Annotated in this window: 8 protein-coding genes; all 8 read right to left on the reverse strand. The window is 58.0% G+C overall.

The annotated features are described in order from the left end of the window. Positions 1-3: 3 nt before the first annotated feature. A complete protein-coding gene (gene recQ / locus DV520_RS10125; protein WP_117142634.1) occupies positions 4-1845 on the reverse strand; it encodes a DNA helicase RecQ in 1842 nt (613 codons plus the stop codon). Positions 1846-1873: 28 nt separating this feature from the next. Beyond that, entirely contained in the window at positions 1874-2173 is a 300-nt protein-coding gene (locus tag DV520_RS10130; protein ID WP_117142635.1) for an MGMT family protein, read from the reverse strand. A 155-nt stretch (positions 2174-2328) separates the two neighbouring features. After that, positions 2329-2901: a DUF2589 domain-containing protein gene (locus DV520_RS10135; RefSeq protein WP_021919387.1), complete on the reverse strand. Its 573-nt coding sequence runs from the start codon at positions 2899-2901 to the stop codon at positions 2329-2331. 18 nt (positions 2902-2919) lie between these two features. Then, positions 2920-3363 (reverse strand): DUF2589 domain-containing protein, encoded by a 444-nt coding sequence (locus DV520_RS10140; protein ID WP_117142636.1) that lies wholly within the window; start codon positions 3361-3363, stop codon positions 2920-2922. Positions 3364-3378: 15 nt separating this feature from the next. Continuing rightward, positions 3379-3603, reverse strand: a complete 225-nt coding sequence (locus DV520_RS10145) for a hypothetical protein (RefSeq protein WP_021919389.1) — start codon at positions 3601-3603, stop codon at positions 3379-3381. A gap of 11 nt (positions 3604-3614) precedes the next feature. Then, entirely contained in the window at positions 3615-4469 is an 855-nt protein-coding gene (locus DV520_RS10150; protein WP_117142637.1) for a hypothetical protein, read from the reverse strand. 126 nt (positions 4470-4595) lie between these two features. Next, entirely contained in the window at positions 4596-10805 is a 6210-nt protein-coding gene (locus DV520_RS10155; protein WP_117142638.1) for a Spy0128 family protein, read from the reverse strand. 37 nt (positions 10806-10842) lie between these two features. Next, positions 10843-11976: a zinc-ribbon domain-containing protein gene (locus DV520_RS10160; protein WP_117142639.1), complete on the reverse strand. Its 1134-nt coding sequence runs from the start codon at positions 11974-11976 to the stop codon at positions 10843-10845. Between the last annotated feature and the right edge of the window lie 54 nt (positions 11977-12030).

The raw sequence follows: 12030 nt of genomic DNA on the forward strand, positions 1-12030 counted from the left end.
CTGTCATACCTCCTCCTTCTCCGCCCGGGCCAAAACCGCCAGAAAGGCCGCGCCATACTTCCGGGCCTTGACCTCGCCCACACCGGACACTGACAGGAATTCCTCCATGGTCTGCGGCCGGCGGCGGGCCATGTCCGCCAACGTGGCATTGGAAAAAATCACGTACAAAGGGACCTCCTCCTGCCGGGCCAGCTGGAGCCGGGTGGCCTTCAGCGCCGCCATCAGTTCCTGGTCCTCCGGCTGCTGTCCCGACCGCTCCAGTCCCTCTTCCCTGGGACGGAACACCGCCGGCGCCGCCCGCTGAGTTAAGAATACCTTGCTCCCCCGGAAAAGGACCTCCCCCGCCTGGGGAGTGGGCCGGAGGGTCTTGTGAACAGGCTCTGTAACCAGATACCCCGCCTCCTCCAGCGCCTCCAGATAGCGGCGTGTCAAGGCCTCCGAGGTGTCCCGCAGCAGGCCATAGGTGGTCAGCCCATCCAATCCCAGCGTGAGCACCCGCTGGCTCCGGCTCCCCCGGAGCACTTTGCTCAGCAGGTCCGCGCCCACATAGTACCCCAGCTTTCCCTGGACCCGCTTGACGCAGGAGAGGATCATCTGCGCCTGCCGGGTGATGTCCACCTGGACAAATTGGCTCCGGCAGTTTCCACAGTTGCCGCAGGTGGGATCGTGGGCCTGGCCAAAATAGTCCAGAAGGTGCCCTCGGAGGCAGTGGGTGGTCTTGCAGTAGTTCACCATGGCCTCCAGGCGCCGGGCGTCCCGCGCCTGAACCTCCGCCCGTTCCTCTGGGGAGAGGTCCTCGTTCTCTCCCGCCTGTTGCAGGAAAAACTGGGCAGTGGCCACATCCCCCGGCCCGTAGAGGAGGATGCACTCCGCCGCCTCCCCGTCCCGGCCCGCCCGGCCGGCCTCCTGATAATAGGCCTCTAAACTCTTGGGCATGTTGTAATGGATAACAAAGCTCACATTGGATTTGTCGATGCCCATGCCAAAGGCGTTGGTGGCCACCATCACTGTCTTGCGGTCAAACTGAAAATCGTCCTGATTCCGCTGCCGTTCCTCCTCTGACAGCCCCGCGTGGTAACGGGTGGCGGGGATGCCCCGCTGGCACAGCAGATCACAGATCTTCTCCACCCCAGACCGGGTGGCACAGTAGACAATGCCGCTCCGGTCCCGCCGCGCCTCCACCAGGGCGGTGAGGACCGGCTGCTTCCGCTTGGGCTGCTGCACCGCAAAATAGAGGTTGGGCCGGTTAAAGCCCGTCACCACCTTCACCGGGTCCCGCAGCTCCAGCTGGGTCAGAATGTCCGCCTGGACCTCCGCCGTGGCGGTGGCGGTAAAGGCCGACAGCACAGGCCGCCGGGGCAGCCGGGCCACAAACTCCGTGATCTTCCGATAGCTGGGCCGGAAATCCTGGCCCCACTGGGAGATGCAGTGGGCCTCGTCCACCGCCACCTGGGCAATCTTCTGCTCCTGCATCAGCGCCAGAAACCCCTCCTGGAGCAGCCGCTCCGGGGCGACGTAAATCAGTTTGTGCATCCCCTGCCGAATCTCCCGGCAAACCGCCTGGAATGCCTGGGCATCCAAGGCACTGTTCAGGAAAGCCGCGGGAATCCCCACGCCGTTGAGGGCCGCCACCTGATCCTTCATCAGGGAGATCAGCGGGGACACCACCAGGGTCAGCCCCGGCAGCAGCAGTGCCGGGACCTGATAGCACAGGGACTTGCCGCCGCCGGTGGGCATGATCCCCAGGGCGTCCCGGCCCGCCAGGATGCCGTCAATCAGGGCCTCCTGGCCCGGCCGAAAGCTGCTGTGCCCAAAATACTGCCGAAGAACCTCGCGCTTTGCCATGGTGCCCCTCCTTTCCTCTGTACTTCTGTCAGCAATCCCACTGGTCCCGGGCCAAATCCACACAACCTCTCTGGTTCAGGAAGACCCCCTCCGCCGCGAGCAGGGCCGCCTGCTCCGGCCAGCCGGGGGCCAGGCGGCCTGCGTGGTTTACCACCCGGTGACAGGGATAGCTCCCATACTGCTCGGCCCCCCGGAGAATCCGCCCCACCAGGCGGGCGTTCCTGGGCCGGCCGATGAGCCGGGCAATCTGCCCATAGGTGGCCACTTTCCCCGCCGGAATCTCCTCCACCACAGAGAGCACCTCATAGGCCAGCGTTTCCTGCAGCATGAACCCACCTTCTCTCCGGCCTGTTGGCCTGTTTCTCTGGATTACAGGAATAGTATACCAAACATTGCCCGGCATGGACAGCCCCATTTTCCGCTCCCTAAAGCACAATAGGAACCTGCCCCGAAACAGGGCAGGTTCCTATTGTGTTTGGGGATTCAGCCGCCGCTGCCCTCCGCCTCAATGGGTTCCACCACCGACGCAAAGAGGGCCGTGAGCTTTGCCATCCCCTCCGCCGGGGGCTGCTGAGAGGCCCGGGCAAAAATGTCGTACTTGGCCGACTGATCTGTGGTTCGGGTATTCTCATGGGACGTGGTCACCTTCCCGGTCACGCTGGAGCTGAACCCCCAAGCAGAGAATTTTGCCATTGTGTCCAGGGAGGAGGCGCTGCCGCTCTTGTCGGTTTTGATGTCTTTGACCTCCATGGTAAACTGCACCGTGGCCTCGTCCATGGTAAACGCCGGCACAGGCACCAGGGACAGCAGCGGGGCCTCCACCTCCAGTTCCACTGTCTTGGTGTCGCCCTCAGGGGTCACGATCTGGCGGGGCAGCTTAAATTTTACGCTGTTAATCCCCTTTTCCGGGTCGCCCTCCCGAAACGCCAGTTCAAATAAGTAGTCCAAATACACCCTGCACAGCTCAGACTGTCCCTGGGCCACCGCGATGATCGGCCCGCAGATCAGCTGCCCCATAGGGAGCGTGGCAAAACTTCTCCCAAACTCTTCTGCCATGGTCAATATCTCCTTTTCTTATAATGATTTGTTCATCTCGGTGGTGACCCGCGCGGTTCCTTCCGGCGGGTCATCACAGCGAAAACACAGCTCCATTTCCGTCAGCAGCGGGGGTTCTCCGCTGGCTCTCCCCGGCGGGGAGAAATCCAGCAGCAGTTTCTCCTCCTCGTCCACCGCGGCCGCCGCACACAGCTTAATGCGGACGCTGTCCAGACCCACGGCGTTGTGGTGGGCCAGGGTCACCAAGGGCACCGCAACCCGTGCCCCCTCCTCTCCGCCGGTGGATGGGGGGAACAGGATCGAGGTCGTGTTGGGTGTATAGCCCGCGCCCCCGTCCTGGTCGGCGGGCCCGCGCCGGAAGTAGGCCAGATAGTTTCCAATCGCGTGGGCCGCCACCGCCCGCTGTGCCTCCGAGACCGCCTGCCCCAGGGCCGTGACCAGGCGGCCGAACTCAACCTGCATCGCTCTGCCTCCTTTTTACGCCAGGACACACACCCGGCTGTCGGGAATCTGGTATTTCTCCACCAGGGCCTGCAAATCGCAGCCCACCTCCACAATCTGGTGGCGGCTGGCGTTTCGGATGGGGGACCACACCGCGTACCGGCCCACCACGGTGTCCACGCCGTTGATCTCAGCGTGCCGCTCCTCACCCAGGTCGGTGATAAACGTCTTGCCGCCCATCATTGCTTCCCATTGTTCCATGGTTCTGCCTCCTATCGGGAAAATTGAATCCAGTGTGCCTGCCCGCCCCCTGAGACCACGCCCCTGTCCTGCACATGGGGGAGGTGGGCCGACAAACTCTGGTACCACCTGACCGCCTCCTCCAGCTTTGCCTGGGCAGACATGCCCTCCACCCGGGGCTTTGGGCGGGCCAGATACGCCGCCGCCCCAGGCCGTCCCAGGTTGGCAGGGCGCCTCCCCGGGCGCACCAGAACCGGCTGGGGACGACGGGCCCTCTGCCCCGCTTGGACCTGCCGCTGGATTCTGTCCAGGGAAAAGGGAAACACACACCAGGCGCTGTCAAGGTCCTCCATGGAGACCGGGCCATAGATGCCAACCTCCGCATTGCCCCGCCCTGTCCAGTCCATGGCCAGAAGGGTCTCCAGCGTCTGCCGCTGCTTTGTCTGGGAGAAGGGGGTCCCGTTGATGTTCCCCATGCCGTCCCGGTCACTGACATACCCGCCTCTGCTGGCGGTCCATATCCTGGGCCGGAACAGCATCCGCGCCTTGTACTCCATCCGGGAGGAGCCCACGCTGCCAAAGGCCATGCGAATGGGCGTCTCTCCCCGTTTCATCACCCGGAAATACACGTAGCACGCGCCCGGCTTGTTTCGGTCCCGCACGCTGGCATCCACCATACTGCCGATGGGCCGAAGATGCCCGTCGCCCAGGGCTTTGAGCAGTACGCTGCAATGCTCCCCTTCCACAAACCCCGCCACGCTGTCTGGAAGCAGACAGTTCTCCACGCCGCTCCCACACTGCGACATCAGCCGCCGAAAGGCCCCGGGGGTTCGTTCCGTGGTGCTGCGCCAGGCCTCTTCCTGCGCCGGGCATTCTGTCTGTGGCATCCCGCATCCCTCCTTCCCCTTACCCTATGCGGCAGGGTCACGGGATCATGCCCACAAAAAAAGGAACAGACGAGGGGTTCTCGTCTGTTCCTTTTGGCTGTGTTGTCCGGGAAGGGGACGCAGCGGTTATCCCGCCACGTCGCCGGGATTCTCGGAGGAGTTGGCGTCCGACCACTCCTTTTCCAGGGCCTCCCAGTCCCGAATGGGCAGGATCTTGGTCCACACCTCATACTCGTTGCCCTGGGCGTCCTTCTTCATCTGGTACTCGTGGGAGTTGGTGGCCTCCTGCATGTCGGCATAGTACCACGCCTCGGTGTCCAGGTTGTCCGGCCAGACCAGCATGTCCTTCAGGAAATGGTCCGGGTCGGGGTGCCGGTCCAGGGTGCGGTTGACCATGGTCACCGCCTCGGCCCGGGTGATCTGCTTCTGGGGGCCGAAGGTCCCGTCGGGATAGCCCTCGATGATCCCCGCGTCCGCGGCCTGGTTGATGTAGTCCTGGGCCCAGTGGCCGTCAATGTCCGGGAAGAGGTCCTCGCCCTGGTAGCTCAGGTCGAAGAACCGCACCGCGATGGTGGCAAACTCCGCCCGGGTGATATACCCGTTGGGGTGGAAGCTGCCGTCCTCATAGCCGTCCAGGATGCCCGCGTTGGCCATGGTGGAGATGGCGTTGTTGTACCAGGCGTCCGCCGCCACGTCGGTGAAGCTGTTGCTCTGGCTCCAGTACGCGTTCCGGCTCTCGTCGGTGAGCATCCGGAAGAAGATGGTGGCCACCTCGGCCCGGGTGATCTTCCCCTGGGGCTTCACGGGCTTTCTGGCCTGGTCGTCGGTGGGCTCACCTGTCTCATAGTCCACGGGATAGCCCACGATGTAGCCGTAGTGGTCCTCGGTGTTCAGGCTGGGCTTGTTGCCGCCGCCTCCTCCGCCGCCGCTGCTGTTGGAAACCTCGTCCCAAACCAGCACAAAGGGAGAGAACTCCTGCGTCGCAAACTTCAGATACTGTTCCCCGTCCAGGGTGACGATCTCCAGCCCGCCATTGGAGGTAGTGTACGCCTCTACTTCGTACCCCTCCTGGCCAATCAGGTCTGCTGTATCACCGTCATACTGCCGGTCCAGCCCGGTGAAATGGACAAGCTTAAAGTCATCGTTGCTGTCAGAGCCCTTGGGCAGTTTCCAGTAGACATCCACCAGCCGATCCGCGGTGACCCAGGCCCGGCCGTTGGTCTCATCCACCAGGTCCAAATACTGATAGATGTAGTGGTCGTCGGTCTCCGCCTGGTCATTCTTCACCAGATAGTTCTTCAGAATCTGCTGGCTTTCATTGGCCGCATCGCCTTCTGCGGTATCCCCCTGGGACAGCTCATCCACCAGCAGGTGAACATTCTCTGCCTCCACTGTGACATGGGAGTCGTTGATCACGTACTGGGTGTCCGCATCCGCAACCGCTGTGATGGTACAACCCGTTGTCTCATCAATGGTTTTTGTGTTTTTCGTCACGTCATCGGTTGTGGTGGCAACCTTCGTTGTCACCTCCCCATTGGTGGTGCCGCGGACTGTGAGGGTCCCATTGCCCACCTTAACGGGTAAGGTTTCCGTATCATCCTCACCGTTTAACTTAACTTGTGCTTCCACCAAATCCTGCTCCAGCAGGCCGGGATAGATGGTCATGTCATACTGCTGATACAGCGTCCCCAGGTCCAGCGTGAAGTCATCGCTGAGTGTGGGAATGCCACCTTCTTCACCCTTGGGGGTAAACTGCACTCTGACCGGGATTTTCTCCCCGCCAACTACCGCCGGGTTCATACGGTAAACATAACGGTTCCGTGTTACGTCTCCAACCGTCGTCTCCTCGTAGCTGGTGCCGTCCTCGTCATCGTAGTACAGAGCAAGGGACCACTCTCGCGTCTGCTCCTCATCCGCATACGTGAAAGTTAAAATCTTAGACAGATCGGTTGCTCCCTCCTGGGTGGGATCCTCTTGGATATTCAGTTGGTCGTTGAGCCAATCGGGCAGCGTGATATAGTAGCCAGGCTCAGGCAGGCCGTTGCTCTGCTCACCCGTTTCCTCATCCTCTCCCGCCCGGGCTGCTCCAGATTGGTTGCCAACCACACTCTCGTACCCAGTGCCGCCGGTGTACACAATGATGTCCGCGGGGGTGATGATAATGGACCGCTCGCTCTCGTCAATTTCGGTGGATTCCGTGTTGGTGCTCACCGTCGGGCCGTCCTCGCCAATCTGGACCGAAGCAGTGTTTTCCACGGTGGTTTCCGCGCCGGAGACTACTTTAACGGTCATAGTGACCTCACCGGTGGCGCCTGGTTGCACCTCGTTCAGCGTCCAGGTCACTATACCCGATTCTTCGTCTAATGCACCGCCATTGTCCGCCGATACAAATTCTGTTCCCGTGGGAACCTTGTCCGTGATGGTCACCGTTGACGCTGTGTCCTCGGTGTTCTTGTAGGAGATGGTGTAGGTCAGCTGGTCGCCCACTTTGAGGCCGGTTTGCGGCACTTCCGTGGTGGCATCTCCGTCCTTCGGCTGATACTTTGTGATAGACTTTTCGGGGACGTAGGTCTCTGTCGTCGTGGTTTGTTTTGGATCATTGTTCCCCACCTTGACATCTGCCTGATTAACAATCGTGTTGTTTTCGTCGTCCTTCACCGCCGCTTCTGTCACCTTCACCCGGAAGGAAACTTCGCCGGTGGCGTTGGCGGCGGCATTGTCGATTGTCCAGGTCAGGGTTTTGGCAGTGTCGTCATAGTTCGCGCCCCCATCTGCCACACACTCGGTTCCCTCGGGAATGGTATCCGTCACAATCACCGTAGCCGCTGTCGCGTTCCCATTCTTATCCACCGCGTCGTTGACCCACTGGATGGTATAGGTCAGGATGTCGCCCACGCCGGCCACTTTGCCGTCGGGGTCAATCCCGTCAGGGTCCTCTGTTGTGCCTGTTGTGACCGACTTGGTGTTTCCTTTTTCCGCAACGGTGTTGGTGAATTGGAGCGTTGTCGCGCCGACTTCGGATACTGCGTCTCCCTTGTCATTGGTTGTCTGTGTCACGGTAACTTCCGGCTTAGCTAAGGTTCCATCCTCGTTCTCATCCACCTGCACCGTCACCGTGTACTTTGCCTGAGAGTACGTAACACCTTCGATAGCACCTTCGCCGGGTTTCATCTCCGTAACGGTAAAGGTATACTTTCCCGTCTCATAGAAGGTGATGTCCCCAAACGAACCCGTCTTGGTGTTGCTGATGACGCTGTTCCCCGCCTGGATGGTCTTAGACTCTGGAATCGTTGTCACCATTGCATCCCCCAAGGCGTTCTCAAGCTTCACTATCCCATCCTCAAGCGCCTTGCTCGTATCATCATCTCCTGCCGCAAGCTGGAAAGCAAACTGATCCGTCGGCAGCCAGCCGCGCCCGGTGAGGGTCTTGTTCACGGTGAGCGCCGTGCTTCCGTCTCCACCCAAGGTAGCTTCCTTCTTGACGTTGCGGAAGGTCAGGGATGCATTCTTTTCAGTTACTGTCCCATCACCAGCATCCACAGACACGATTGCATTCAGGCCCTTGTCCTCATCATAGGTCACCGTGACTGTGACAACCTTTTCTTCCTCGTCATAGACCATGCCGGGTTCTTTGTCTTCCGGGACAACTTCCTGGAAGTAATACTTGTAGGTTCCTGCATCCTGCACATCGTAAGTAATGGTGCCGAAGAAAATATTGCTCGGGTCACTCTCTATAGAACCGTTGGTCACCGTCCCTCCGATTTCCAAATCTCCAGGCAGAGGAATGTCTCCAACATCATTCTGATCTTGAATGACCTCTCCATTGTCTTTCTTTACCCCGGTCAGTTGAAACTGGAAATCTTTCGCTTCAAGGATTTCCCCTTTCAGCTCTTTGCTCCCGGAAATACGAACTGTCTGTTTGCTTGTATCATACTGATTGGTAAATAAGAGTTTATTTATATTGTATTCAGTATAGTCGCTACTCTTATCCCCTTGCTGTACCTGATACGTCACTTCCGGCACAAGCGTACCATTTTGAACTGTCACCTGAACATTTACGATGTAAACCTTCGTGTCACTGCTCATACCCGGAATATCCGAATGTCCCTCTCGAATGCTATACTGATAGGTACCCGGTTGTTTATAAATAATATTCCCGAAGGAGGCAGTATGACCTTCAGTACTATTGCTGATGGTTATAATTTCCTCGTCAGGCATTGGCACTCCCGTATCTGCAGAGATGCTAAAGGTAAAGGAATCGTCCTCTCCCCAGGTATAGGTTTCACCCTCTGCTTGGATTTCCTTTTTTACTGTCAGATAGGTTTCTCCTGGAAGGATGAGAGGTCCAACGCTATATTTATTGGTAAATTCAGCGTTGTTCCCTTCCCCGGAAATAGTTCCATTGATGGATTCTTGCTCTGCCTCAAACCCCGTCGGGATTTCTGTCTCTGTCACGGTATAGGTCGTTCCCACAGGAAGTCCCGTAATGGTGGCAGTTTCTCCCGCCTTTAGTGTTATCGTTGCACCGTCGGTAACGTTGCCGTTCCCAGTCTCCGATCCCGATACAGTGTAGGGGAACTCACCTTTAAGAACATCCTTTCCGTTAAAATCAACCGTAAAGGTAAATTCTTGATCGCTATCCGCCTCCAGTCCACTCTCTGCCGTGACCGTTTTGGAAATAGCCAAACTCCCCGTTGCCACCGGGTCAATCAACGTGCCGTCAGTAATCTCCTTCGCAGTCACCTCGCCGTACGACACTGTAACGTCAATCGGCTTTACTGCTACGTACCCCCCCGGTACTTTAGTTTCCGCCAAAGTATAGACATGGCCGGACGGGATATCTGTAAAGGAGATTTTGCCGCTCTTATCAGATGTAGCTTCCCGCTTCCAATTCCCATTGTCCTGACAGGTCAGCGTAAATTGGGCTCCTTCAAGTATTTTTCCGTCCGATCCCTTTTTGGTGAAAATCAGATCTCCGGCAAAGCCCTTCACCATAGGAACTAAAAGTTCTGTCTTATATAATTGGGGTTGAAGTTCCCCATCCTCTGTCAACATATAAGTCAGAACCGTATTTCCATTAGTTGCATACTGGTTTTCCTTGGAAAACCCGCTTTTTAGCGTGTCTAATGTAACAGAATACGTTAATTTATAAGTATACCAACCATCGACTGGCCCTGTTCTTGAGGTATCGTTTCTCAGATTCCAAACCAACGTATTCGTACTTGTATTGAACGCTACAGTGTAGTCCCCTTCCTCACCTTTTTCCGTAACACGTGGAATCTCCGTATTATCCCCAAAATCAATATACTCTCCCATCGGATCAGTTAAAATCCAGGCTTGGGCCTGATTAACAATAATCTCCGCAATATTTTCCAGTCCTTCAAAAATATCATCGCCAGCCTTGATCAGTTGAGTAGAAAATGCGGAAAGCCAGCTTCCGATATCCATACTGCCTACTGTACCCCAATTGTTTTTATAAAATACTGTATATAGTTTTGCTTTCTTTTTAATTGACTTGGGGACAGTATCACCTTTTTCTGGCTGGTAGGGATCATAAATGTCGCAATAATCGTTATCCGTTGCCCAATTACCTCCTCCTCTCTTCCCATACATAATATCAATGCTGTCCGTTTCTTCATCTTCTTCTACATGATATGTAGGTACGCCATCCGTCATAAGAACAACATATTTGTTTTTTATATTTGTGACTTGATCATTACTTAGCAAATTGTCTGCCAAACGAAGGCCACCTTCAATGTTTGTTCCTCCTGAATCTTTTTCCCATTTTCCCCAGTATGAAAAACCATTTTCAACCGCTGTAATACCATTCTCAATTTTATTTTTCCCCTGTGAACTATTTGCTTCCGTCCAACCTACCACCGTCTTCGCATTGCTTCCGAATTCAACAATGGCAACCTTTCGTTGGGCATTTTCGCTTGCGTCATCGGTTAGTTTCTCTACAAAATTCCTTGCCGCTTCTTTTACACTTTGAATATCTTTCTTATCCATGCTATTAGACACGTCTAAGACCAGGACAACTGCGGCATCTTCAGAAACCACTTGTTCTTCAATGGTTTCTTTCGTCTGAACAGTCAACGTAATATCAAACGTATTTTCATCGGTTTGTTCTATTCTTTTAGAATGCTTAACTTTCTTATCTTTGGTTGTTTTTTCTTCTCCCTGCTTCGCAATCTGATTCGCAGCTTCCTGGTCTCCACCGCCATCGCCCGGCGCCGCCATCGCGCTCATAGGCAGAATGGAGAGGGCCATGGACAAGACCATCAGCATGGCCAATAATCGTTTCTTCATATTTTTTGTCTCCTCCTCTGGTTGCATTGCTTCGGCTTCCACCCCCGGGAAGCCCGCTGTTGATTTACTCCGGCGCTTTCTCCGCCCCGCCCGGAACAAGGGGAACCTGGTACCGCCCCAGATTCTTCTGGCTGACCTTCCCGGCACACACCGGACAGCCGCAGCGTTTGTCGCTGGTGCGGGAGTAGACCACGGCTTTCCACACGTGGTTCTCCGGGCACCGCCACCACACCTTCTTGTGGCTTCCCGGGGTGACCATGGCCGGGGTCAAGGCTCCGTTCAGGACAGGGTCCCACGTCTGGGCCAGCTCGGGGTACCGGGTCGCCAGGTCGTTGAACCCCGCCAGGACCTTCCGCCCGGCGCAGTAGGGGCAGTCGCTCCCCCAGGCCCGGGTGCTGATGGCCGCGTGCCAGCTGTGCCCCAGGCCGCACCGCCACCAGACGGCGCGGTTGCTATACGGTGAAACCTGCTGGGGGGTCAAGGCCCCGTTCCTCTCCTGGTCCCATTGCCGGGCCAGCTGGGGAAACACTGTGGCCAGGTCGTTTTCCCCCGGCAGCACCGTCCTGCCCGTGCACACCGGGCAATCGGCGCCCTGGCTCCGGGAGAACACCGCCGCCTGCCATGTGTGCCCTTGGGGACACTGCCACCACACCCGCCGCCGGCTGCCGGGGGCCACCGCCGCCGGGGTCAGCCCCCCATTTTTGGTGGGGTGCCATTGCCGGGCCAGAGCGGGATACAGGGTGGCCAAATCATTTTCCCCGGGACTGATCCGCCGGCCGGTACAATAGGGGCAGCCGGCGCCCGCCGCCCGGGACTTCACCGACGCGGCCCAGACGTGCCCACTGCCGCACTGCCACCACACCCGCCGGGTGCTCCCACAGACCACCTGGTCCGGGGTGAGCGGGCCGTTCCTCTCCGGGTGCCACTGGGCGGCCAGCGCCGGCTCCTGGGAGGCCAGGTCATTAAATCCCGGCCAGGGCCGCTTCCCCGCGCAGTACGGGCAGCCGCTCTCCGCTCCCGTCCGGGTGTAGACCGCCGCCTGCCACCGGTGCCCCGCCCCGCAGCGCCACCAAACCTTCTGGCGGCTGCCATGGGAAAGGGCCAACGGCGTCAGTGCCCCGTTGCCTTCCACATCCCACTCTTCCAGCAGTGCTTGCCGGCGGGTTCGTGTGCAGTAGTCATACAAGCTCTCTCGCATCCTCCACCCCCTTTGTGGGCGCTTCCCCACAGACGCACTACCACAAAATTCTGA

This window comes from Evtepia gabavorous (assembly GCF_003425665.1).
Classification (GTDB): domain Bacteria; phylum Bacillota; class Clostridia; order Oscillospirales; family Oscillospiraceae; genus Evtepia; species Evtepia gabavorous.

Excerpts from the sequence above, each read along its gene's own strand:
- DV520_RS10145 (WP_021919389.1), bottom strand. The coding sequence starts at position 3,603 with ATGGAACAATGGGAAGCAATGATGGGCGGCAAGACGTTTATCACCGAC.
- DV520_RS10140 (WP_117142636.1), bottom strand. The coding sequence starts at position 3,363 with ATGCAGGTTGAGTTCGGCCGCCTGGTCACGGCCCTGGGGCAGGCGGTC.
- DV520_RS10135 (WP_021919387.1), bottom strand. The coding sequence starts at position 2,901 with ATGGCAGAAGAGTTTGGGAGAAGTTTTGCCACGCTCCCTATGGGGCAG.
- DV520_RS10150 (WP_117142637.1), bottom strand. The coding sequence starts at position 4,469 with ATGCCACAGACAGAATGCCCGGCGCAGGAAGAGGCCTGGCGCAGCACC.
- DV520_RS10155 (WP_117142638.1), bottom strand. The coding sequence starts at position 10,805 with ATGCAACCAGAGGAGGAGACAAAAAATATGAAGAAACGATTATTGGCC.
- DV520_RS10130 (WP_117142635.1), bottom strand. The coding sequence starts at position 2,173 with ATGCTGCAGGAAACGCTGGCCTATGAGGTGCTCTCTGTGGTGGAGGAG.
- recQ (WP_117142634.1), bottom strand. The coding sequence starts at position 1,845 with ATGGCAAAGCGCGAGGTTCTTCGGCAGTATTTTGGGCACAGCAGCTTT.
- DV520_RS10160 (WP_117142639.1), bottom strand. The coding sequence starts at position 11,976 with ATGCGAGAGAGCTTGTATGACTACTGCACACGAACCCGCCGGCAAGCA.